20 protein-coding genes are annotated in these 24,563 nt (G+C 61.7%); 19 read left to right on the plus strand and 1 reads right to left on the minus strand.

Annotation, left to right across the window (positions count from 1 at the left end; translation table 11 throughout):
- Positions 1-109 precede the first annotated feature (109 nt).
- From V8Z78_RS22795 to V8Z78_RS22885, 19 genes are all read left to right on the plus strand, one after another.
- Positions 110-769, plus strand: a complete 660-nt coding sequence (locus V8Z78_RS22795) for a terminase small subunit-like protein (protein WP_349732210.1) — start codon at positions 110-112, stop codon at positions 767-769.
- Complete coding sequence (locus V8Z78_RS22800) at positions 759-2,207, plus strand: terminase large subunit domain-containing protein (protein WP_349732211.1); 1,449 nt, start codon at positions 759-761, stop codon at positions 2,205-2,207. The genes V8Z78_RS22795 and V8Z78_RS22800 overlap by 11 nt, the downstream gene beginning before the upstream one ends.
- Positions 2,204-2,686 (plus strand): hypothetical protein, encoded by a 483-nt coding sequence (locus tag V8Z78_RS22805; protein ID WP_349732212.1) that lies wholly within the window; start codon positions 2,204-2,206, stop codon positions 2,684-2,686. The genes V8Z78_RS22800 and V8Z78_RS22805 overlap by 4 nt, the downstream gene beginning before the upstream one ends.
- Positions 2,686-4,935, plus strand: coding sequence for a portal protein (locus tag V8Z78_RS22810; protein ID WP_349732213.1), 2,250 nt, complete (start codon positions 2,686-2,688; stop codon positions 4,933-4,935). Before V8Z78_RS22805 ends, V8Z78_RS22810 begins: the two co-directional genes overlap by 1 nt.
- Before the next feature lie 10 nt (positions 4,936-4,945).
- On the plus strand, positions 4,946-5,947 hold the full coding sequence (locus tag V8Z78_RS22815; RefSeq protein WP_349732214.1) for a hypothetical protein: 1,002 nt from the start codon (positions 4,946-4,948) through the stop codon (positions 5,945-5,947).
- The gene (locus tag V8Z78_RS22820; protein WP_279088077.1) at positions 5,947-6,171 is read left to right on the plus strand and encodes a hypothetical protein; all 225 of its coding nucleotides are present in this window, start codon (positions 5,947-5,949) and stop codon (positions 6,169-6,171) included. The genes V8Z78_RS22815 and V8Z78_RS22820 overlap by 1 nt, the downstream gene beginning before the upstream one ends.
- A gap of 143 nt (positions 6,172-6,314) precedes the next feature.
- Positions 6,315-7,439 (plus strand): N4-gp56 family major capsid protein, encoded by a 1,125-nt coding sequence (locus V8Z78_RS22825; RefSeq protein WP_349732215.1) that lies wholly within the window; start codon positions 6,315-6,317, stop codon positions 7,437-7,439.
- Between the two features lie 70 nt (positions 7,440-7,509).
- Positions 7,510-7,959: a hypothetical protein gene (locus V8Z78_RS22830; RefSeq protein WP_349732216.1), complete on the plus strand. Its 450-nt coding sequence runs from the start codon at positions 7,510-7,512 to the stop codon at positions 7,957-7,959.
- A gap of 85 nt (positions 7,960-8,044) precedes the next feature.
- Positions 8,045-8,683 carry a hypothetical protein gene (locus V8Z78_RS22835; protein WP_349732217.1) on the plus strand — a complete coding sequence of 213 codons (639 nt, stop codon included), beginning with the start codon at positions 8,045-8,047 and terminating at the stop codon, positions 8,681-8,683.
- Between the two features lie 3 nt (positions 8,684-8,686).
- Complete coding sequence (locus V8Z78_RS22840; RefSeq protein ID WP_012837623.1) at positions 8,687-9,418, plus strand: phage adaptor protein; 732 nt, start codon at positions 8,687-8,689, stop codon at positions 9,416-9,418.
- Entirely contained in the window at positions 9,418-9,978 is a 561-nt protein-coding gene (locus V8Z78_RS22845; protein WP_012837624.1) for a hypothetical protein, read from the plus strand. Before V8Z78_RS22840 ends, V8Z78_RS22845 begins: the two co-directional genes overlap by 1 nt.
- A 9-nt stretch (positions 9,979-9,987) precedes the next feature.
- The gene (locus V8Z78_RS22850) at positions 9,988-11,667 is read left to right on the plus strand and encodes a hypothetical protein (protein ID WP_012837625.1); all 1,680 of its coding nucleotides are present in this window, start codon (positions 9,988-9,990) and stop codon (positions 11,665-11,667) included.
- Positions 11,667-18,242 carry a hypothetical protein gene (locus V8Z78_RS22855; RefSeq protein ID WP_349732218.1) on the plus strand — a complete coding sequence of 2,192 codons (6,576 nt, stop codon included), beginning with the start codon at positions 11,667-11,669 and terminating at the stop codon, positions 18,240-18,242. The genes V8Z78_RS22850 and V8Z78_RS22855 overlap by 1 nt, the downstream gene beginning before the upstream one ends.
- Positions 18,243-18,465: 223 nt before the next feature.
- Complete coding sequence (locus tag V8Z78_RS22860) at positions 18,466-19,335, plus strand: hypothetical protein (RefSeq protein WP_123974920.1); 870 nt, start codon at positions 18,466-18,468, stop codon at positions 19,333-19,335.
- A 152-nt stretch (positions 19,336-19,487) separates the two neighbouring features.
- Entirely contained in the window at positions 19,488-20,183 is a 696-nt protein-coding gene (locus tag V8Z78_RS22865; RefSeq protein ID WP_012837628.1) for a DUF4376 domain-containing protein, read from the plus strand.
- A 29-nt stretch (positions 20,184-20,212) separates the two neighbouring features.
- Positions 20,213-20,461: a hypothetical protein gene (locus tag V8Z78_RS22870; RefSeq protein ID WP_041743977.1), complete on the plus strand. Its 249-nt coding sequence runs from the start codon at positions 20,213-20,215 to the stop codon at positions 20,459-20,461.
- Positions 20,462-20,531: 70 nt separating this feature from the next.
- Positions 20,532-21,149 (plus strand): GCN5 family acetyltransferase, encoded by a 618-nt coding sequence (locus V8Z78_RS22875; protein WP_012837629.1) that lies wholly within the window; start codon positions 20,532-20,534, stop codon positions 21,147-21,149.
- Between the two features lie 3 nt (positions 21,150-21,152).
- The gene (locus V8Z78_RS22880) at positions 21,153-21,974 is read left to right on the plus strand and encodes a hypothetical protein (protein WP_012837630.1); all 822 of its coding nucleotides are present in this window, start codon (positions 21,153-21,155) and stop codon (positions 21,972-21,974) included.
- A 453-nt stretch (positions 21,975-22,427) separates the two neighbouring features.
- Positions 22,428-23,993: a hypothetical protein gene (locus V8Z78_RS22885; protein WP_012837631.1), complete on the plus strand. Its 1,566-nt coding sequence runs from the start codon at positions 22,428-22,430 to the stop codon at positions 23,991-23,993.
- Between the two features lie 46 nt (positions 23,994-24,039).
- Here V8Z78_RS22885 and V8Z78_RS22890 read toward each other — a convergent pair whose 3' ends face one another.
- The gene (locus V8Z78_RS22890) at positions 24,040-24,294 is read right to left on the minus strand and encodes a hypothetical protein (RefSeq protein ID WP_012837632.1); all 255 of its coding nucleotides are present in this window, start codon (positions 24,292-24,294) and stop codon (positions 24,040-24,042) included.
- Between the last annotated feature and the right edge of the window lie 269 nt (positions 24,295-24,563).

Here is a 24,563-nt window from a genome sequence, read left to right on the forward strand (position 1 = left end):
TGCAGCCCGCGTGCTGGGATCGGTGTGGGCGGATCGACCCCCCTTGAAGTTTTCAAAGAATTGTCGTTTCATTGCCCGCGCCCAATAGAGGGCATGCAAACGACAGGACTTGAGCAAGAAGCGCGCGTCACCTGATCAAAACGCCAAGACGGCCACGAAGCCTGTTTCAACGCGCGCCCGTACTGCCTCATTCAAGGCCCCGGCTTCCAGCAAGAAGCCGCCTGCGGCCACCAAGACCACACCCCCTAAAAAAGCAGCCAAGCCCCTGACGCCGTTTCAGAAATGGTCGTCGGGTGTTGGTGCGCTTGACCAGTTCCTGGCATTCATTCTGGAAGGTGGCCACATGGCCGATTTCTGCCGTCAGAACGAGTTTGCCTATACGACGATGCTGGACTGGATCAACGCCGACAGCTCACGCGCCGAGATGTACGCACGCGCACGCGAGGATCGAGCAGACAAACTGGCTGACGAAATCGTGTCCATTTCGGACGAATGCGAGTACCAGCCTGTTACGGACATGAGCGGCAATACCGTTGCCCTGGTGTTCGACAAGACAGCAGTGGCCCGCAACAAGCTGCGCGTGGATGCACGCAAGTGGTCGGCATCCAAGCTCAAACCGCGCGTCTATGGCGACAAGGTGCAGTTCGAGGGGACTGTCGACCACAAGGGGATGAGCGATGACGTGCTGCTGCAGCGCCTGGCGAAGCTGGGTGTCTCTGTAGCCAGCATCGTGCCTGTGGGGCCAACGGAGGGCGGCGATGCTGGCTGACTCCGTTCTGCACCTCACCCCAGAGCAGCGCATAGAGCTGGGCGGCCTGCTGGATGAGCTTGAGCGCCGCCGGCGCACTCGCATGCTGGAAACCATGTTCCCGGACACGGGAGCATTGCGCCGTGCGCTGTATCCGCGTCATGTGCAGTTCTTCGAGCTGGGCGCGACCTGCAGCGAGCGGGTGTTTATGGCCGGCAACCGTGTGGGCAAGACCATGGCCGCCGGTACCGAGTTGGCCTATCACCTGACAGGGCGCTATCCCTGGTGGTGGGCAGGCCACCGTTTCACCAAGCCCGTGCGTGCGCTGATTTCCGGCGATACGCACGAGACAACGCGCGACATTCTGCAGCTCAAGCTGCTAGGTTCCACCACGGACAAGCCGGAGAACTTTGGTACCGGCCTGATTCCTGGCGATTCAATCACGGGCATCGTGGCGCGCTCCCATGTGAAGGGCGCAGTCGAGCGCGCGATGATTCGGCACGAGAGCGGTGGCGAGTCGGAGCTGTGGATGCGCAGCTATGTGCAGGGGCGCGAGATTTTCCAGGGCTTCGAGCTGGACATCTTCTGGGCGGACGAGGAATGTCCCGAGGATGTTTACGAGGAGGGCCAGGTGCGTCTGATGACGCGCGAGGGCATCTCCATGCTGACATTCACGCCGCTGTCGGGCCTGACGGCTCTGGTACAGCAGCTGACATCCCCCGACCCGGAGGGCAAGGTGATCGGCCGCGCGGTGGTGCAGTGCGGCTGGGACGATGTGCCCCACCTGACCGAAGAGGCCAAGGCAAAGCTGCTGTCGCGCCTGATGCCGCACCAGCGCGATGCGCGGACCAAGGGCGTGCCAGCATTGGGCGCAGGCGCTATCTACCCGGTGCCCGAGAGCGACATCGTGGTGCCGGACTTCCAGATCCCCGACTTCTGGCCCCGGGCCTACGGCATGGATGTGGGCTGGAACCGCACGGCTGCCGTCTGGGGCGCGCACGACCGCGACTCGGACATTGTTTACCTCTACAGCAATCACTATCGCGGCCAGGCCGAGCCATCGGTGCATGCCGCATCGATCAAGGCGCGCGGCGACTGGATACCGGGCGCTATCGATCCAGCATCGCGCGGCCGCAGCCAGAAGGATGGTGAGCAGTTGCTGCAGAACTATGTGGATCTGGGCCTGCAGTTGGTGACGGCCAATAACGGCGTGGAAGCCGGCATTTACCAAGTCTGGGAGCGAATGAGCACGGGCCGCTTGAAGGTCTTCAAGTCCATGCACGACTGGCTCAACGAATACCGCATTTACCGGCGCGACGACAAAGGGCAGATCGTCAAGAAGGACGACCACGCCATGGATGCGACGCGCTATCTCATTGTGACGGGGCTAGGTCTGGCCACCGTCAAACCCCGTGCCGCCGGTCAAGCGCGGCGCAAACTGTCCTGGAGGGTGACATGACCTCAATTCTCGGCCCGCGCGGCACTCCCATGGTCGAGCTGGGCGGCGAGCGCGCCTGGCGCCAGCGTGTTCTTGGCGATGTGGTCTGCAGCTTTCAGTGGCTGGACCTGCGCGCCGCTGGCGACGAGACAGCAGACGGGGACCCCGAGCCCTGCATGGTGCTGTTTCCGGCCTTCCGACGCATGGAGACTGGCTCCTATGTGATTCCCCAGCGCAATGCCTATGCCTATGTGGATTCCAAGGGCAACCCCACGCCGCAGTTCATCAAGACCGCGGCGCTGGCCGCCGAAACCATGGGCTTCACGATGACCGACCGCAGCAGCATCAGCCGCATGCTGGACATCATCTGCGAGGGCATGCCGGATCTGGTGGATATGCCACTGGAGCAGCCACCCAGCCTGGAGGTCAAGCGCCACCGTATGGGCATCGAGGTCACGGCCCGGGCCTATGGCAAAGACCTGCATAGCGAGGTGCTGTGATGTTTGAAGTGCGCGACATTCCCACCAGTGCTCGAGCAGCAGACTCCTCGAGCAACGCCGATCAAGAGCAGCCCGCCGAGCGTGCGGCAGCGGGCAATGACGAGCTGACCAGGCAGCGACACCGCACGCTGATGGAGCTGCTTAAGTACGAGAGCGAGCGCCAGGGTGAAGAGCGCCAGCAGATGCAGATCGATGAGGACTACCAGGATCATCTGCAGTGGAAGCCCGAAGATGCCCAGGCGCTGATGGAGCGCGGCCAGGCGCCAGTGGTCTTCAATGAGGGCCGGCAGACCATTGAATGGATCTGCGGTACCGAAAAGCGCATGCGCAAGGACTACAAGGTACTGCCCCGCGAGCGCGACGACGAGGCCATGGCCGAGGTCAAGACCAAGCTGATCAAGTACACGGACGACGTGAACATGACCCAGTGGCACCGCAGCCGCGCTTTCCGCCAGGCCGTGACCGCAGGCCTGAGCTGGCTGGAAGAGGGGGCCAACCGCGACCCCGAGGCCGAGCTGATCTATTCGGGATGGGAGGACTGGCGCAACGTCTACCGCGACAGCCATAGCCGCAACATCGACTACAACGTGGACGCGCGCTATCTGTTTCGCCGCCGCGTGGTGGACCTGGACTGGGCCGTGGCCCAGCTGCCGGGCAGTCGCGATCACCTGATGTCTCAGGCTGGCCGCCACGACGACGTGGATCCGGACGGGATCTGGTACCTGGGCGAGCGTCTGACCAGCGCCAGCGAGACGGAATGGGGTACGGCCAGCAGCATTTATGGGGCCCGCGCGGCCTATATGTCCCGTGCGGGCTACTACGACAACAGCAGCCGCCGCTCGGTGGAGCTGCTGGAATGCTGGTACCGCATCCCAGAGCGAGTGCCGGTGTTTGCTGATGGTCCCTTTGCGGGCAAGGCTTTCAACCCTGCTGACCCGCGCCACGCCTTCGAGCAGGCCCAGGGCCGCGCCCGCCTGTATGAGGCCGTGAAGTTCCGCATGCGCCTGATGTTGTGCACCAAGGATGCGCCCTGCCTGGATATGGCGAGCCCGTTCAAGCACAACCGCTTTCTGATGGTGCCCATCTGGGGCTATCGCCGTGCGCGCGATGGTCTGGCCTATGGCGCCTGGCGCGGCATGCGCGACATTCAGGACGACCTGAACAAGCGCCGCTCCAAGGCTCTGTACGCCCTGAGCGTGAATCGCATCATCGCGGAAAAGGGTGCAGTGGACGACTGGGATGATTTGAGGGATGAGGCGGCGCGCCCCGACGGCATCATCATCAAGAACCCCCAGAGGGAGCTGAAGTTCGACAACAACATGGGCGACTTCCAGGCCAATGTGGAGCTGGCTGCCCAAGATGCGCAGCTGATTCGCAATGCCGGCGGTGTGACCGATGAAAACCTGGGGCGCGATACCAATGCGAACAGCGGGCGCGCTATTCTCGCCAAGCAGGATCAGGGCTCGCTGACCACCAGCGAGTTCTTCGACAACCTGCTGCTGGCCATTCGTCAGGCCGGCCAGCTGCGCCTGAGCCATATCGAGCAGTTCTACACCGAGGAAAAGGTGATCCGCATCGTGGGCGAGGGCCAGCGCCCCATTGAATGGCTCACGATCAACCAGGTGGATCCAGCAACCGGCCAGATCCTCAACGACATCACGGCGCGCGAAGCGGATTTCATCGTAGATGCGCAGGACTACCGCTCCTCAATGGCCCAGGCCGCGCTGGAGCAGATGTTTGGCCTGCTAGGCCAGATTGCTACCTATGCACCCCAGGTGGTGCTGTCGGTGCTGGACCTGGTGGTGGAGTCTGCAGACATCCAGGGCAAGGAGGAGTGGGTTGCGCGCATTCGCAAGATCAACGGCCAGCGCGACCCCAGCAAGCCGCCCACCCCCGATGAGATGAAGGCCGAACAGGATGCCCAGGCCAAGCAAGCCGAAGCCGAGCAGATGGCCAGCGAGACGGCGCGCGCCCAGCTGGCCAAGATGCAGACCGAAATCCAGCTGGCGGAGGCCCAGATCAAGAAACTGGGCGTGGACGACATCCTGAAGAAGGTGCAGACCATGCTGGCTGCGCTGGAAGGCGCCCAGATCGTGACCGCACAGCCCGGCCTCGCGCCGGCAGCCGACGAAATCACCTCCTCGGCCGGCCTGGCTGATGACGGCATCAATTCCCCTGCGACCACTGACGCCACACCCATGGCGCAGCCCGAATCCCAACCCTTGACCCAACCGGTACCCACCGAATAAAGGAGCCACTATGTCCATGTTTAGCGAAGAAGACCTTGCCGGACTGAGCGAAGCAGAGCGCGAAGCACTGCGCGACCTGTCCGAAGATGATCAGGATCTGCAGGCCCCTGCGGATGATTCGGATGAAGCCGGCGCGGCTACTGCTGCTGCTGATCATGATGATGATGATGATGACGAGAGCGCGACAGCGGCAGCGGCAGCAGCCAACAAACCTGCAGAAGGTGCTGTGACTGGTGCCGATGACGCAGCTGCCGGCGCGGCCCCTGACGCCAGCGAAGCAGGCGCGGCGGACGATGACGCGGACGCACCAGCCCCTGCAACGATTCAGCCCGTGTCTCCTGCTGACGCTGACGAGCAGCGCACGGCCCTGCGCGCCGAAAAGGCCACCGCTCTGCAGCAACTGCTGGATGGCGAGATTGACCAGGAGGCCTATCAGGAGGTCGAGTCTCGCGTGCAGGACAAGCTGGACGACCTGGCGCGCGCGGCAGCGGTGGACATGGCGCGCAACCAGATGCAGCAGGACGCCATGATGCAGGAGTATGGCCAGCACCTGGGCGCAGCACGGAAGGAACTGAAGGCAGCCGGCATCGATCTGGAAGGGGAGGCGGGCGCGCAGTTTGACCGCGCTATCCGCCTGTTTGCGCAGGATGCGATTGACCGCGGCCTGACTGATGCGATGGGCAATATGGCTGCTTCGCGCGACGCGCTGGCCGAAGCCCAGGCACTGATGCTGCGCCGCTTTGGTAAGGCCTCGGGCGCGGCTCCCGCTGCAGCACCTGCAGCTGCCGCACCCGGAGCAGCACCAGCTGCCGCACCAGCCGCACCGTCCGCGCGCAAGCCTGCAGCTGCCGACCGTTCGACACTGCCGCCCACGCTGGCTGGGGTTCCAGCTGCAGCCGACGCTTCGGTGGGGAACGAGTTCGCGCACCTGGATGGCCTGGAGGGCACCGCCCTGGAAAAAGCCCTGGCCCGCATGACGCCCGATCAACAAGAACGCTACTTGGGGGCCTGATGTCCGGACGCAGACTCATACGACAGATCAAGGCAGGCGAGAGCCTGTCTTTCGACGGCGGCCGCGTGGTGGTGACGCTGCGCCAACGCACGGGCCAACGCGCTGAGTTGAGCCTGCATCTAGAGGACGACGTGGTGGTGGACAAGCCCACGCACGCACGGGGCGACGAGCCCCGGGGTCACAAGACCCTGCAGGCGCGGCGCTACGCCCCCATGGGTACTTGAATTCCTGGAATTCAGGATTATTCTTTTTTCCTAGCTGCGGCGCCTTTGCTGGCGCCATCTTCATGCAGCAGATTGCCGCCGGGGGCAGTTGCCCGGTTCAAGCGCAAGACGCGCTCAGTGCTCGCAAGGGCAGGAGTAGCGTTATGCGTACATTGATCGGCGTCAACGACCCGCAAGCCGTCAAGAAGTGGGCCTCTCTGATGGCCGTGGCCATCAACAAGGAAAGCTATTGGTCCCGCAAGTTCGTGGGCAATGGCAAGGATTCGCGTCTGCCCATCCAGCGAATCGATGATCTTCAGCAAGGCGCCGGTGACGAAGTGACCGTGGATCTGCTGATGCCCATCAACCAGGAACCCATCATTGGCGATGAGACCCTGGAAGGCAAGGAAGCGCCGCTCAAGTACTACACCGACCGTCTGCGCATTGACCAGGTGCGCGGCGGCGCGGATCTGGGCTCGCGCATGACCAAGAAGCGCACGCTGCGCGACCTGCGCAGTGATGCCAAGCGCGCCGGCACCGACTGGTGGAAGCGTCTGCAGGACGAGCTGTATTTCATCTACCTGTCGGGCTCGCGCGGCCATGGCTCGGGCTTTGTCTGGTCTGCCAGCAATCCCTTCTTCCAGGTCAACCCCCTGACGGCACCCGACAGCCAGCACATCCTGTTCGGCGGCGCGGCCACGTCCAAGGCTTCACTGACCACTGGCGATACCTTCAAGCTGCGCCTGATCGACAAGGCCGTGGCCAAGGCTGAAACCATGGGCGGTGACGGTACCGACGAGCTGTCGATGATTCCCGTCTCCATCGAGGGCGGCAGTCACTACATCTGCCTGATGCACACCTACCAGGCCGACGCGATGCGCCAGGACGCGGGCACCGGCGGCTGGCTGGACATCCAGAAGGCAGCCGCTGCGGCCGAGGGCAACAAGAACCCCATTTTCCAGGGCACGCTGGGCATGTACAACGATGTGGTGCTGCACAAGCACCGCAACGTGATCCGCTTCAACGACTACGGCGCAGGCTCCAATGTGAACGCCGCCCGCGCGCTGTTCCTGGGTGCTCAGGCCGCGCTGATCGCTTACGGCGACAACGAAACAGGCACGCGCTTCCGCTGGACCGAGGTTTCCAAGGACCACGGCAACAGCGTTGCCATCGGTACCCACGCAATCATGGGCGTGAAGAAGGCCACCTACAAGTCCAAGGACGGCAACGTCCAACGCGACTTTGGCGTGATGGCTCTGGATACCGCCAACACCGACCCCAATGCCTGATGAGCCCGCGGCCCGCGCCGTGGGCCGTGGCTTCACCAGCCCTTTCCCTCATCAGACATAGGAGCTTCAAATGCCTAAATATCAATCCGATGTTGCGACCGGCAAGAAGGCTGTGCCGCAACCCTTCGACGCCAGCGTGCTGACGGTGGCCGTCGACCTGACTCTGCCTGCCGCGGCTCTCGTGGCCAACGATCTGCTGGAGCTGCTCGACATTCCCCCCAACGTGCAATTGGTGGCAGTGGACGTGGTGGCGCCCCAGCTGGACAGCAACGCGGCCCCCACGCTCGCGTTCTCCCTGGGCGTGATCAATGCCGCCGGCACTGACCTGGCTACGGTCTACGACACGGGCCTCAAGCCCGGCGTGGGCGCGGCGGGCTCCACTGCCACGGCCAACTCGGCTGCGCTGGCATTCGCCAACCGCGACACCGTGCGCAAGCTGGGCCTGAAGGTGACCACAGCGGCCGCGACTTCTGCCACCGCCGGCAAGCAAGTGCTGGCACTGGTCCGCATGCGTTATTGAGCCGCGCAGCCCCAGGCAATGAGTGTGTAAAGGGGCTGCGCCGTGCGCGCGGCCCTTTCTTTATTGAACCGGCAAGGAGTGCCACATGACCGCCATCCACGCATACCGCCGGACCGCGCCCACGACCGTGGAGCTTTACGGCCAAACCATTCAGTTCAAGCCCAACGACAAAAAGGACGTGGTGGCCGAGGTGCAGCACGAAAAAGCCGCCGCGCGACTGCTGTCCATCTCAGAGGCCTATCGCCTTTATGAGCCCTCCGAGCAGAGCGGCACTGTCGCCCAGCAGCTGACGGCCAGCCTTGGCTCGACCGTTCCCGCCGATGCTGAAGAGCTGCAGAAGGTGGTGGCCGACCAATCCAGCCAGATTGAAGCTTTGAAGCGCCAGGTGCAGGAGCTGAACGAAGCAGCTGCTGCTTCCGCTTCCTCTGCCTCTGCCGATTCAGGCACTGGCGATGGCGCCAAGACTGGCGAGGCTGCCGACAAGCCGTTGGGGCATGCGGCCGGCGAGGGCCAGAGCACCAGTACGGACGAGAGCGCCAGCGACTCGCCCTATGTGTTCACCAACGAAGCGGGCGAATCCATCGACATCAGCGAATGGACGGCGGCTCAGATCCGCGCGTTTGCCGATTCCAACGAAATCAACCTGCCCAAGGGCAACAGCGTGAAGGTGGGCGAGCTGCGCGACCTGCTGGCAGACGCTCTGCGCGCTGGCTCCAAGGAGTAATCAATGCCTATTGCAGCCAAAGACGTAGTTCAGCGCGGTGTGGTCACCACGCAAGACACCACCTCGATCCGCTGGCCGGTGGGCGAGTGGGTGCGCTATCTCAATGACGGTCAGCGTGAAATCATGCTGCACCGCCCCGATGCCTTCAACAAGAGCGCGACCATCACCTGTGTGGCCGGTACCAAGCAGGCGCTGCCCAACGACGGCGCCAAGCTGATCGACGTGCAGCGCAACGCGACGGTGACGAGCAAGCGCGCGATTCGTATCTGCAGCCGCGAGATTCTGGACGCCCAGATGCCCAACTGGCACAACATCACCGGCTCGGACGAGATCGTGCATTACATGTATGACCCTCGCGAGCCCAAGGCGTTCTGGGTCTACCCGCCGGCCAATGCAACGGCCAAGGTGGAGATCAACTACTCGGCAACGCCCACGGACATCGTGGAGCCCGCTGCCGGCAGTGATTACACCGCTGTGGTGGGCAATATCTCCGTGGCCGACATCTACGCCAACGCGTTGCTGGACTACATGCTGTACCGCGTGTATCTCAAGGACGCGGACTATGCCGGCAATGGTGCACGCGCTCAAGCTCACTATGCGACCTTTGCCACTGCCTTGGGTATTGAGATGAAGGCGACCATGGCCATCGCGCCGGTGTCTGTCTCCAATCCCAACTTCCGCCAGGGTAGCAGCGCGGCCACTGCCGCTGCGACAACGGACGTTGCGAGCCGCTGATGCGCGATTGGGCGGACTTCTTCCCCGACGTGCTGCCGGCAGTGGAGCTGGGCACGCCTGAGCCGACCGTGGTGCACCAGTTGCGCCGCGCGGCCCAGGACTTCTGCCATCGCACGCGCGCCTGGCGTGTGACGCTGGAGCCGATCACCACGGTGGACGGTCAGTCTGAATACGCCATCCCGCTGCCCGAACAGACCACTCTGGTGCGGGTGGAGGGCGCAGAGCTGTCCGGGCATGGTTCCGTGGTCCTGTGGCGCCAGGGCCAGGGTGACGGCCAGTACCTGATGACACCAGACGCGCGCAAGGTGGTGCTGCACCGCCCTGTGGCCGCTGATCTGGCCCTGGTGCTGGATGTGACGCTCAAACCGGGCGATATGGCCATGGGCATCGACGACGCAGTGTTTGATCAATACAGCGAAGTAATTGCTCTCGGCGCCGTGGCGCGCCTGCGCGGTGATCCCGTCTTGCGCGGTGACTTCAATGCGCGCTGCGAATCCATCAATGTCGAGGTGTGGCGCGGTCGGGCTGCGGTGCGGCCGCGCGTGCGCCCGTATTTCTGAGGGGTGGTGATGAAGGTGACGGTTTCTGGTTTCTCTGGCGCCGTGAATGCGCCACACCCCAAGCTGCTGCCGGAGACGGTGGGCACGGTTTCGTGGAACCAGAAGCCGGGGCGCGGCGACTTTCGGCCCTGGCGCGATCCGCTGGAAGTGGCGACAGTGCCCGCAGGCCGCAAGACCATTTACCGCTTTGGCCGCGATGTTGCCGAGGATGGCCGCTACTGGATGTCCTGGACGGGCATTGTGCATGCCGTGCGCGCCATGGTGGCCGATGACACGACGGAGCGCACCTATTACACCGGTGACGGCTTCCCCAAGTGGACGGACAACACGATTGCGCTGGCTGGCGGCACCTATCCAGCAGCCTGGCGCAAGCTCGGGGTGCCTGCTCCCATTTCCGCGCCCACGGTGGCGGTTTCAGGCGGCAGCAGCACGGACACCGAGGTGCGCTACTACGTCTACACCTATGTGACCGACAAGGGCGAGGAGAGCGCGCCGGGGCCTGTATCTGCCGCGCTGACAGTGCCAACCGACGCGACGGTCAATATCACGGCCATTCAGGCGCCGCCCGCCGGGGCTTTCACGATCAACCGGGTGCGGATCTACCGCACGCAGACCGGCACGACCGGGACGGCTGAATTCTTCTTCCTGCGCGAGATTGCCGCGGGTGTGGCCAGCACCACGGACGACGGGCGCACGCTGGGCGAGGTGCTGGAGACGGTGGAGTGGCTGGAGCCGCCCCAGGATCTGTCGTACCTGACAGCCATGTGGAACGGGATGATGGCGGGCATCAGCGGCAATGCCGTGCGCTATTGCGAGGCCTACAAGCCTTATGCCTGGCCCATGGCCTATGAGACTTTGCCGCCGGATGCCAAGCCGCTGGCGCTGGCCACCTTCGGGCAGCGGCTGCTGGTGCTGACCACGGCCGATCCGGTATTGGTGGCCGGGACTTCGCCGGACAGCCTGGACGAGCAGCCGCTGGAGGTGGGGCAGGCCTGCCTGGCACCACAGGCGGTGGTGAGCTTTGGTCATGGCGTGGCCTGGCCTGCACCGGACGGCCTGGCCTACTACGGCGCGGGCGGGGCCAAACTGGTGACAGCCGGGCTGCTGACGCGCGATGACTGGCAGGCCATGAACCCGGCAGGCATGGTGGCCGGCCTGTACGAGGGTCTGTTTCTGGGCTTTTATACCGACGCCGGTGGTGTGCGGCGCGGCTTTCTGGTGGACCCGATCAATCCCACGGGCATCTTCTATCTGGAAAAAGGCTATGACGCGCTGTACCTGGACCGGCTTCAGGATGCGCTGTATGTGCTGGACGGCAGCAAGGTGCGCAAATGGGATGCGGGCGCGGCTCTGATGAGCGCGCGCTTTGTGTCCAAGGTGTTTGCCATGCCGGCGCCGGCGAGCTTTGGCTGGTGCAAAGTGGTGGCGGATGGCTATCCCGTGACGGTCAAGCTCAATGCGCTGGAGCTGAGCGCGCGCGAGGTGGCAGCACATATCGCAACCTTTGGCCCGCGCTGTGTGGCGGTGAACTCCGGCAATAGCAGCGGGGTGCAGTTCACCTTGTCTGCGCCCGGGCCCGAAGCGTTTCGGCTGCCGCCCATTCCTGCGCGCGCCTGGCAGATTGATCTGTCGGGCCAGCAGGCGGTGCAGGGCGTGGCCCTGGCCCAGGGGGTGGAGGAGCTGCGCTGATGGCAACAACTTCCCGTAAGGATTTGCCCGGTACCAACGCGCCGAACTGGAGCCAGCGCGTGACCGAGGAGCTGCGCGTGCTGATGGGGCGCGGCGGCAATGGCCGGGCCTTGACGGCCAAGGACTTGATTGATTCCGGGATTGCCAAGCCTGGAGCGGGTGGTGGCCTGGTGCCCGGCGTGCCGGGAGGGGGCGACATCGAACCGGATCTGACGCCACCACCGGTGCCCACGGGGTTTGCGGTGACGGCAGGCCTGACCACGGTGTTTGTGGAGCACGATGCCCCTGGATACACCCAGGGGCACGGCCACGACCGGACGGTGGTCTATGGCGTGCTGCAGACGGGCAGCACCGCGCCGACGTTTGACCAGGCCGTGGTGCTGTTCCAGTTTCAGGGCACTATCGGCGCCTACCCCGCCGCGCTGGGTACGCGCTACCGGCTATGGATCAAATGGCAGTCCCAGGATGGCGTGCAGTCGGTATCGCCTGCCGGCGGTACCAACGGCCTGGATGTGCAGACGGGCAAGATCGGCAACAACGACCTGGGCCCGCTAATTGTCGAAGCCGGCAATCTGGCCAATGGCTCTGTGAGTGCGAGCAAGCTGGCTGCGCAGGCCGTGGATGCGACCAAGTTTGCCAATGGCATTGAGCCCGTATCTGTGAGCACGGCGGCCACGCTGCCCACGGTCAAGAGCACTAGCACCATCGTCTGGCAGGGCAAGCTGTACCGCTGGGATGGCAGCAAGTACACGGCGGCCGTGCCGACCGTGGACCTGACGGGCACCATCATTGCCAGCCAGATCGCGGCCGGCGCGGTGGATGTGACCAAATTCGCATCCGGCATCGAGCCGGTAACCAATAGCGCGGCGGCGAGTCTGCCGACGGTCAAGACCACGACCGTCATCACCTGGCAGGGAAAGCTCTATCGCTGGGATGGCAGCAAGTACACGGCCGAGGTGGCCGTGGTGGACCTGGCTGGTCAGATCGATGCGGCCAAGCTGGCCGACAACGCGGTGACGGTGAGCAAGATTGCCGCCGGTGCGGTCGAAGCCGGCAAGCTGGCCGCGGGCGCGGTGACTGCCGACAAGATTGCGGCCGCGGCGGTTGACGCGACCAAATTCGCATCTGGCATCGAGCCCGTGACCAACAGCGCTGCGGCCAGTCTGCCCACGGTAAAGTCCACCACGGTGATCACCTGGCAGGGCAAGCTGTATCGCTGGGACGGCAGCAAGTACTCGGCCGAAGTGGCTGCTGTGGATCTGACTGGCCAGATCGATTCGACCAAGCTGGCCGACAACGCGGTGACCGTGAGCAAGATTGCCGCCGGTGCTGTGGATGCGGGAAAGCTGGCCTCGGGCGCGGTGACCACGGACAAGATTGCGGCCGCGGCGGTGGATGTGACCAAGTTTGCTTCGGGCATCGAGCCGGTGACCAACAGCACGGCCAGCACGCTGCCGACCGTGAAATCCACGACGACGATCACTTGGCAGGGCAAGCTCTACCGCTGGGATGGCACCAAGTACACGGCGACGGTGCCGACCACGGACCTGACAGGCTCCATCATTGCCAGCCAGATCGCGGCCGGCGCAGTGGATGCGACCAAGTTTGCATCAGGTATTGAACCGGTGAGCAACAGCACGGCAGGCACATTGCCGACGGTGAAGTCCACGAACGTGATCACCTGGCAGGGCAAGCTGTACCGCTGGGACGGCGCCAAGTACTCGGCCGAGGTGGCCGTGGGCGATATGGTCGGCCAGATCGCGGCGACCCAGATTGCCGACAACGCGATCACCACGCCGAAGCTGGCAGCAAATTCCGTGGCCGCTGGCAAGATCGCTGCCAATGCGGTGACAGCCAACACCGTCGCGGCAGACGCTATTACTGCAGGGAAGATCGCGGCTGGTGCGGTGAACACCCGCGAACTGGCCGCAGGGTCGGTTACCGCAGGCAAGTTGGTCGTAACGGCTACCGACGCTGTGAACGTCGATCCTTTCTTCCAGGACGCCGACATGTGGGCCAACGCCAACTTTACGCGCAAGAGCGTGGAAGGTGCCCCAGGCCCTAACGTACTGGCAGCGACCATCGCAACAAGTATGCAGGTTGCTGCGGCGTACAGGACGCCCATCGACACCAGCAAGACGTACCTGTTTGAGACTTGGTTCATCGCAACGGCTGCGCAGACAAACCGTGCTTTCGCATCAATCCGGTTCTATGACGTCAACGGCGTGCTGCTTACTGGAGCCGACGCGCCTAACCCTGGCGCGGGCTGGCCTGGGACAAACGCATCCTCCGGTAACTTCTACTTCCCGGCAGTCGGCGCGGTAACGCCTACGACCTGGACGCGCACGGCTCTGACTGTCGGCCCCAACGGTGTTGCCCAGTTCCCTGCAAAGGCTGCGTACTTTACCGCTGGTGCGTACCTGAACTACGGGAGCGTAGCTCCGATCGTAGAGTCTCAGTGGGGTGGCTTCCGCGTCACTGAGATGGCTCGTGGTGAGCTGATTGTGGACGGCGCTGTAACGGCAAACTCCATCGCAGCCGGTGCAGTGACTGCAGGCAAGATCGCAGCCAACGCCGTGACTGCGAATGAGATCGCCGCTAACTCGATCACGACAGCGAAGATCCAGGCCGGTGCGGTGACGACTGCAGAACTTGCTGCCGGCGCTGTTACAGCCTCGAAGATGGTCATCACCGATCCTTCGACACTGGTCCCTGACGCTGACTACAGTGACGCCCTTATGTGGGCAGGCGGGCAGGGTGGCACGATCAACATCGTCACTACGTCTAACCGCGAATACAACACACTCGACAACCGTGCTCTGCAGTTGAACCGTGTGCAGACAGGTACGGACTGGGATTCCGCTTTCAGCTCTAAGTTCTCCCTCCGCGAGAACACAGGCTACCGAATCCGCACTACGGTCTACGTCCCTGCAGCCTGCACATTCAAGGTGCGACTCCTGACGTATGACTCTGCAAACGCATCGGGAGCCTACAAGGACATCGACGTGGTTGCCACTGGGGCGGGCTGGCACTCTCTGGAGGACACTTTCACGTCTCCAGGCAACGCTGCAGGTGCCCGTGCACTCGTCTACATTCACGAAACGAGCACTGCTGCCTACCTGCGCATGGGCAAGTTCTATGTGCAGGAGCGGACGACGGCCTCTCTGATCGTTGACGGAACTATCACCGCTGCGAAGATTACTGCGAAGACGATCACCGCTGCAGAAATCGCAGCCGGCACGATCACAGCCGCAGAGCTGGGCGCGAACTCTGTGACGGCAGGCAAGATCGCTGCAGGCACGGTGACGGCTAACGAACTTGCGACGAATTCGGTTACTGCGGTCAAGATCGCGGCGGGAGCAGTGACTGCCGGCAAGATCGCTGCGAATGCTGTGACGGCAAATGAGATCGCGGCCAACGCCATCACTACTGCGAAGATTGCGGCTGGTGCAGTTACGGCTGCGGAAGTTGCTGCGGGTGCGATCACGGCCAGTAAGCTCGCCATCCGAAGCACTGAAACGCTGATGTACAACGGGGACATGCGCTCCGAAGAAGGCTGGAACGCCAACATTACGTTCCCCACGGTCACAGGCGGCTACCTCGGCAAAACAGTCTCCGGCATGATCTCGATGATCGGGGGCTCTGCGTGGTTCGGCAACGTGAAGCGCTTCGACGCTAAGCCTGGAGAGAAGTTCTACGTCGAAACTGCTACACGAACGTCCGCTGACTTCACAGGCACAGCGACTATTCTGCGAGCTCGCTTCAACAACGGGGTTGGCACGTCGATGGGGTCTGGGACGGGGTCTATCCAGATCATCCCTGGAACATCTTGGGCAGTATCGTCCTGCGAGATTACCGCTCCGGCAGGCTGCGTAGATGGCTTCTTCGAGCCTAATGTCTCTGCTGGTACAGGTTCTGTGGAGATCGCCTACATACGCGCGTACCGCATGACGTCTGGGGAGCTGATCGTCGATGGCGCAATCACCGCTGCGAAGATCGCTGCCAAGACCATCACAGCCGCGGAAATCGCCGCCGGCGCGATTACGGCTGCAGAACTCGGCGCGAACTCCGTGACGGCCGGCAAGATCGCTGCGGGTACGGTGACGGCCAACGAGCTTGCTACGAATTCGGTCACGGCGGTCAAGATCGCAGCGGGAGCTGTGACTGCCGGCAAGATCGCTGCGAATGCTGTGACGGCAAATGAGATCGCGGCCAACGCCATCACTACTGCGAAGATCGCAGCCGGTGCTGTGTCGGCTACAGAACTCGCTGCAGGCTCTGTGCTGGCGTCCAAGCTGGTGGTGTCTGACACGTCGACGCTGGTTCCAGACTCCGAGTACCAGGACATCGACATGTGGTTCGGAGATTCCGGCGGTACGGTGCAGTTCAGGCTCAACGAGACGAACGCACTTGCTGGCACGGTCAGCAAGTCTGTGCTGCAGATCAACCGCGTGACCACTGGCACAACTGCTTACGACGGAGGGCGGTCTTCGAGGTTCGCAGTAACTCCTAATACCGACTACGTTCTGCGAGTAAACGTCTACTCTCCTGGGGCCTCTTCGGTCAAGATCCGAGTCGTAACGCTCACACCGGCAGATGTGAGTCGTAGTACCGACCTCGACGTAACTTATGCGTCTGGCAGCTGGGGTATTCATGAGCTGAAAGTGCGTACGTCAGCGACCGAGTCCCGTGCGCAGGTCTACATCTATATTCGTGAGGACAGCACCGCTGCCTACCTCTACGTCGGCAAGATGCGCTTCCAAGAAGCCGCTGCAGGTTCTCTGATCGTAGACGGCGCGATCATCGCGGCGAAACTTGCTACCGGCTCTGTGACCGCTAACGCTATCGCGGCGAACTCGGTGACGACCAACGCGATTGCAGCGAATGCAGTGACTGCCAACGAGATCGCGGCGAATGCAGTGACGACGGCCAAGATCGCAGCGGGTGCCGTTTCTGCAGACCAGATCGCGGCGAACGCTATTACCGTCAAACACTTGACGGTAATGGACTACTCCAACATCGTGCTCGATCCGTTTATCGCTGACAACTCCAGCTGGGCGACATTCACCGGAACGATGGTCACGCGCGCCACTGCCGGTGTACCAGCGAACATGCCTGGGCCTTCTGGTGTGCAGCTGTCGAAGAGTGCCGCGCAGTCCGTGCTGTCGCGAAACTTCCAGACCAGCCCCGGCGAGGTCTACTACATGTCGGCCTATGTGGCCTCGGCTACGACGACAGGCCTGTCTATCCGCCTGATGCTGCAGCTTATCGACGGCACAGGTACGGAAGGCGGAAACAACGGTACGCACGTAGGCTGGGTCGCAGCTGTAACAACGACAGCCGCGTCTGTCACCGCCAACACTTGGACGAAGATCGAAGGCCTCGTTACGGTTCCAGCTGGAGCAGCATTCGGCAAAGCGCGTATCGTGACAGAAACCGGAACTGCTGCTACCGGCAACTGGTTCGCCACTAACTTCGTATGCCGTCGCGCTGCATCTGCAGAGTTGATCGTCGACGGTGCCATCACTGCAACCAAGATTGCGGCCAACGCCATTGCTGTAGGTTCTGCTGCCATCCAGGACGGCGCGATTGTCAACGCGATGATCGGCAACCTGTCTGCGGACAAGATCAACGCCGGAACCTTGAACGCTGCGCGGATCGCGGCCGGGACAATCAGCTCTTCGCACCTTGCTGCGAACTCTGTCATTGCCGGCAAGATCGCGGCCAATGCTGTCACAGCGGGCACTATCGCTGCTAACGCTGTGACCGCCAACCAGATCGCGGCTGGTGCCATCACCGTCGACAAACTTGCCGCAGGCTCTATTACTGCTGAGAAGCTGTCGGTAGGTATCGGTGGCAATCTGTGTCCTGACCCGATGTTCACGCCGGGACTTGCTTTCTGGCAATACACCATTTCGCACTCGCAGTACGGTAACGGCGCTCGCGGCGTTAACATGAACTTCGACTACACAGTGCCAGGAACCCCGACTCTGTTCTTGGAAGACCTAACTCTTTACGGGCAAGGTCAACCTCTCGGAACGTACCGGAAGGGGTTCGTGTCTGCACCTATCAGCGTCATCGCTGGTGAGCGATACGAAGCAAGTGTCTACGCTGCGTTCCACCGCTGCCACGGAGAGATGTACCTTGAGTTCTTCGACGCTAACGGGACATGGGTAGGCGGTGGTGGGTTCGGAGTCATTACTGACCAGCCTTCCGGTGGCCGTTCTCTAGCAAACTTCCGCCGCACTGGAGGATTCGTAACCGCACCTGCGGGAGCAATCACTGCTCGGATCACCATCCTCTCCGGCGCGCAGATGGCAGGTACTTCATGGTCTAACTACATGTTCCTTGCGCGCCCGTTTGTCGGTCGAGCAAGCGCACTGCAGACAGAGCTGTCGCCCTGGTCGCCAAGCTCCAACACGAGCATTCTGCCTGACGGCATCACTACGCCGTCTATCTCCGCACTGGCCGGCAAGTTCGGTGACATCGAAATTCGTCCTACTGCCGGGGCATCTGGCTGCATCCGCGTTTACGACTCGAATGGAACATTACGTGTTCGATTGGGGGTGTGGTGATGCAGTGCGCGAAGAACACCAACATTTGAGGACGAAGAAATGCCGCAAGGGATTCAGGTATTCAACGCTGACGGAACGCCTCGTGTGGACACAACCACTCGACTGTCGAGGGTCATCGCAATCATTTACGTGGGCGGCGGCTCGTCTGGTTCATACACCAACGCCGGGTTTCTCACGGGAACACCATTCGGCTTATTTATTCCGGCTTCAGGAGGCGCTCACTATGTATCCATATCTTTCTCTGGCTCTACGCTCTATTGGTCAAAAACCCAAAATGCATATCCAACGACTGGCAACATCGTTGCTTTTGTCTATTAGCTTAGCGGCCTGCGGCGGAGGTGCTGGCGAATCTGCAGAGCAGGAACCGCCTCACTCAGTTCCCGCTTCCTCCCAGGTCGCTTACCACAAGGACAATTACATGCCCGCAGGCTTTCAGGTCATCAATGACAGCGGTGTGATCCAGATCGACCAGGATTACTTCAACTATTCCATGGTCGCCAAGGGTACGCTGGCTGTGAACGGTGGTGGCGCGAACATCTCCGTGGGCGGGTCTGTCGCTCCGGTCCTGTGCTTCAGGCCTACGGGAGCGGCCGTGGGCATCATGGGCTTCACGTTCAACGCCGGGGGCACTTCGGTGTGGAATTTACGGGCCTCCGTCCAGCCCAATCTGACAGCCTCTGTGGACTGGTGGGTGTTCGATGCTGAAAGGCCCGTTTCCGACGTTGGCCCTGGGCTGAGCGTCTATGACGGCTCGGGGAATGTTGTCTACAACAGCAACACCCCCGAAATGCGGGTTGCAGGGGTTGCGTCCACGCCAGCTTTCGCTGGCGGTGATGGCTGGCCCCCTTCGCACAATCTCGGCTATTGGCCCGGGAAGGCGGTCTGCATTGGACAGTCGAAGTTTTACTTCGTCAATTCGGGGATGGATACCTCGCCCTATCTCGCAGTGCTGGAGGCGGTCCAATTCAGCGGAGACACGCTGATTACTGAAAACATCATTGTTGGAACCGGACCAATTCTCGGCCCTGGAAGCGTCTACCCCGTGAACGGGACCGCCAGCAATTTCTTGCTCGCGGATATTGCGGGTCTGTGAACTCGATCCAAGGCGACCGACAAAACGACCGCCCTGGCGAATCCACGAAGTTCCCAACTGATGCCATCTCCATGTCCTTGGGCGACGGGTCAATTATTCAAAGTGACGGATTTATTTGATTTCAAACGGCCACTGGCCATAGGAGTGCAAATATGACAGTTCTAAAGGTTGTGAATACCAACAACGGCATGGCCGGGGCCCATCGGGTGGTCAAGGCCGAAATCGCTGATGGGAAGCTGCAGCTGCAGGTGCATATGTACCTGACAGCCGAGGACGCGGCCAACAATCAAAACCTGCGCTGGCAGGAGTACCCGGTGCTGCCTTTGGCCGCACTGGATGTGCAGGACCCCTGGGGCTCGCTAGAGCGCGGCCTGGTGGCGCAGGTGGATGGCGTGCTGGGGGGCGGCACCTTTGTGGCGGATGTGGCGGCCGATGATCTTGGCACGGCCAGGGCTGTGAAGTGGGCAGAAATCAAGGCCATCCGCGACCAGCTGGAATCCGGAGGCTTCGAGCTGGCCGGCGTGGGGCGCTTCGACAGCGATGCAGAGAGCCGCGCTCGCATCGTGGGCGCATCCATGGCTGCCAAGATCGCGCGCGATGCTGGCCAGCCCTATTCCATCAACTGGACCCTGGCGAACAACACCACGGTGGAGCTCGCTGCAGACGCGGTGATCAATGTGGGCTTTGCCCTGCTGGCCCATGTGGACGGTATTCACCAGCGCAGCCGCGCCTTGTATGCCGAGATCCAGGCCACAGAGGATGCCCAGGCCGTGGCGTCCATCAGCTGGACGGCACCCGCGCCTGCGCCTGAACCAACACCAGAGCAAGTCGAGCCCGTCGTAGCCTGAGCAACCCATCACCAAACCGAGGAACCACCATGACAGTAGACGCCATCAACCCCCGCCTGAATGAAGTCCTGCAGAGCAACGTCGGCAACAAGCTGACCGCCGAGCTGTCGGCAGGCATCGTGGGAACGATTCAGCAACTGATGAACAGCATCGCCCAGGAGGCTTTTGCAGCTGGCCAGGCATCCGAGCGCGAAAAGGCAGCAGCGGCCGCGTCTTTGCCGGCGGAGCCAGCTGATGCCGCCGGCGTGACGGATGTGGAGGCAAAGCCCGTCTCCTGATACCCCCTTGAATCTTGGGCAGGGCCGTCGTTTCATTTGCCCTGCCGGATTTGCTGGCGCTGGAGAATCAATGCGTGGATTGCTTGCTGTGGCCCTGGCCAAACGTATCGGACTGCCCTTGACCGTCGATGTGGCTCGCGAGGTTGTGGCCGAGTGCCTACCGGATCTGTCCGTGGGCGCGGTGGCTGTGGAGCGGCGCGGCGACCTGGTGTTCCAGGCCGAGCAGCTGGGGCCGGATCCGGCCGCCGGCGAGCTGGCCGCCCAGCGCCTGCGGTTCCTCGAGGAAACCTTGCCCCATGGCGTGCCGGCCCATGTGCAGTGGGATGAGCTACGCCAGATTGAGCGCTCCGGACAGCTGCTGATTCTGACTGTGCGCCGCGACGGCCTGCTGCTGGGCAGCGTGTGGCTGAACCTGTATCAGGACCTGAATACAGGGGAGCCAGTGGCCTGTGACGACATGCTGTTTATGGAGCAGGGCGCGCGCGGCGGCATGGTGGTGGTGCACCTGTGGCGCTATGCCGAGCGGGTGCTGGCGCAGCTGGGGCGCGTGCAGATGAGCTGCCATTCGCGCGAGGCCAACAATGCAGGCCGCCTGGCGCGGTTTGTGGGTGGGCAGATCACCCACACGGGTTTCTCGAAACGGATTGGCTGCGGCCAGGAGCGGGCGCAGCGCGCCGGAAAGGACTGAGCAATGGGAAAGAGTACCAAAGTCGACACCAGCGGGCAAAACGCGGCCGCGCTGATGCAGGCGCAGCTGTCCAAGGAGCAGTTGGAATGGGCGAAGCAGATCTACGGCGAGACAGCCGATGAGCGCGCGGCGGCCACTGCAGTTGCCGACCAGGTATCTCGCTCGCAGCTGGAAGCCCAGAACCTGCAGAACAAGGTGGCCCAGGCGGGCTATGAGGACTACACCAGCACCTACCGCCCGCTCGAGCAGAAGCTGGTAGCGGATGCTCAGGCCTATGACACTCCGGAGCGCCGCGCGGCCGAGGCTGCAGCCGCAAGCGCCGATGTGGAAACCAGTATCGCGGCCCAGCGCGGCGCCACGATGCGCGCCATGGAGCGCTCGGGGGTGAACCCGGCCAGCGGCAAGGTGATGGCAATGGCCGGAGCCTTGGACATTGGCGCGGCCAAAGCCAAGGCCGGCGCGGCAAATGCTGCCATGAAAACCGTGGAGCAGCAGGGCTATGCCCGGCGCATGGACGCGGCCAACCTGGGGCGCAATATTGCCAGCAGCCAGGGCACAAGTGCCTCTATCGCCTCACAAATCGGATCGGGAGCTGTGAGCAGCGCCAATGCGGGATTGGGCGCGGCTACCAGCGGGCAGGGGGTTCTGAATTCAGGATACGCAGGCGCCCAGGCCGGGCTGGCTGGGGCTGCGAACACCTATAGCCAGATCAATCAGAACAAGATTGCAGCCAGTCAAGCTAGCGATGGCATCTGGGGAGCGTTTGGAAGTGCTGCAGGAAAGCTGGGCGCCGCAAAGATTTCAGCGACTGGCAGTCTGTTTTAGTCGCTCACTCAATGCAATCGAATACAAACTGATTGACTGTCGGCTTTCCTGATAGGCGTGCATGTAGCTTGTGCTTCTTGCATTCATTCTCAGCAAGGTCCTGAGCCTCCTGAACCAAGGCACTTCCCCCACGGACGACGATAGTGCGCGGGCTGCTGCTGATGACTTGAGGTCCTGTGGCGCACCCCGACAGCACAATGCACGCAATACCGAATGCGGCAATCGGACAAGGTCTCATCTCTCTCATTCCTCCTATGTGAATGAATGTAGCAGAGCCCAGGAAGCACAGGTTGCAGAGAGCGAGTGCAAAAAAAAAGGCTCTGCAGTGCAGAGCCTTTAACAACTGGGGGCGTGAGCTTTCAAGAATCAGCAGCTATGTTGCGTCAACTATCTAGGTCGTGCCCCTCTAGACGGTGGGTAAATTTCTTTACCGATGAGTGAATAATACGCCTCATGTTTGTCGCTGTCAATCCATTGGATGGGGTCGCCGTATGGCGCTTATTGGAATTCCTGTCAGAGCGCACTGCCTGGCATAGATCGCTTTGGGGCGTGGGTGTTGTGCTGGCGATGGATGAATTTTACGAAGCCTGTATCGTTTCAAAGCAAGGGCATCTCAGCGAAGGGACTCTCAAACGGATGTCTTCAGCGCTTCAAAAGCGCGCTAGCTTGCACCCGGCATTCACAGAGCGCGAAAAAGGATTTCTAAGGGCACAACTCCAACAGATTCCGAGAGCGCACGGCCCCGCACATTATGGAATCCGAGAGCTTTCGGACCACATATCTGCAGACTACCTTGCCCGATGGGGTCGAGCGGTGGCTGCAAAGCCTGTGGCCGTTGAGCATTTTTCACGTAGTGTGGCTGCGCACCTTTTGGATAGAGGATTCTCGGGACCGTATCTCTACAACTTCATCAAGGCAAAACTGGATGCGCCAGAGGCAGCGACACTGTCTGAATTGTGCGAAGCGCTGCATGCAGAAGTGGCAGCTATGCCTGTTCGTGAGTTTGATGTTTTGCTTGCATTCGCTGAGACTCCTCAGCTACCGAATGGAGTGCCGGACAGTTGGTTGAGAGGTAGCGCCATCACCGGTTGGCTAGAGGCGAACGGATTCGCTACGACCAACGTTCGTGCTGCTGTCGCAATCATCTTAAAAGTCAAGGCGCGAGATCATGTTGGTGCTGCAAGCGTTGCACGAGGTGAAGCAGATCGGTACGCAGCACGAGCTCTGATTGCAACCGGAAAGGCGCTTCGACCACTTCCATTTTTATGGGTCAAAGGTGCCCCTGAACCTGCTGCAATGAAAGAAGCGTCGCGCGGCGTCGGTGTCAAGGAATTGTTCCGTGAGGATCGAGTGTTTTCCGCAGACGCAAGTCAGAGTGTGGATGCCGCCCTCGAGCTTCTCGCCCACTTGGATGGAAGCTCGCCGCCGGCAGCTATCGCTGGAGGATGGGGTGCAATTGAAGGCCTTTTGGCAGATCCGAGCGATCGCGCTTCTGCCGCTGACAATTTGGCAACGCTTGTGACTTGCTCATTCCCGAGAGCTGAGTTGACAGCACTTTCCTATCGATTGGAGCGACAGCACCCAGAAGCGGCTCAAGAGCTGGCTGGGCTCACAGTCAATAGGGATCGGGCTAGAGCTGTTGCTCAAATGATCGTTGACCGGAGAGTCCCTGCTATGCGTGGCGAGGTTGATCGTGCAGCGGTTGCTCGTTTGCAGAAGCTGCTGGCCAACCCCGGTCCAGAGTTGCAGACTATTCGTGAGGCAATCGGGGAGTCATTTCACCGGCTTTACCGTCAGCGCAACTTGATTCTGCATGGCGGAAGGCTTGATAGCGTTGCACTTTCAGCAAGTCTGCGTACTGTGGCCAAGCTTGCTGGTGCTGGAATGGATCGGATTACGCACGGCTGGTATGTTCAAACTCTTCAGCCCTTGGAGCTTGTGGCCAGGGCTAATTTGTCTCTGGAACTTGCGAGCCGCGATGACCCATTGAGCTGTGCAGATTTGTTGGAGACAAACTAGAGTCCAGTCGGTTACGCGGTGCGGGCTGGTCCCTTGGGAGCGTCTTTCAATAGCCTTCAACCAAAGGCATTTCAGTCCCATCGACCGCAATCATCACGCCCGTGGTGTTGGAGTCGACCTCGATTGGGACGCCCCACATTTCATCTGGCTTGGCGAAGGCGTTGACGATGTTGAACTGCCGCAGCTCTTCAGGCGTCATCTTGATCAGCTTGGGATAGGCGTTGTTGTGGGCCTTCCAGTGCCGCAGGAACGTGTGGCAAACGCGCTTGTGGACTGTGTGGATCGGTGATTCATCGGTCATGGTGTGATTGTCGCAAAGCTGGGGCATGCGCCATGGCGTTTGACTGGATACAGCCAGAAGCAGGCCTTGAGGTTATTGCAGTCTGTGACGGCTTCATGTTGCCTGCAGGCGCCCAAAACAATGATGTCAATATGAGTGCTTGATCAGACCATGCCTCTTTGAAATAAAAAGTTCGTATTTGACATCAGTAGTAGAGCCTTGCCTACATTGATACTCTCTATCGGAAATCAATACTTATTGCGCCACGATTAACTGCATCACACACATTG

Origin of the sequence: Comamonas sp. wu1-DMT (assembly GCF_040187805.1) — a bacterium.
Classification (GTDB): Bacteria; Pseudomonadota; Gammaproteobacteria; order Burkholderiales; family Burkholderiaceae_C; genus Comamonas; species Comamonas thiooxydans.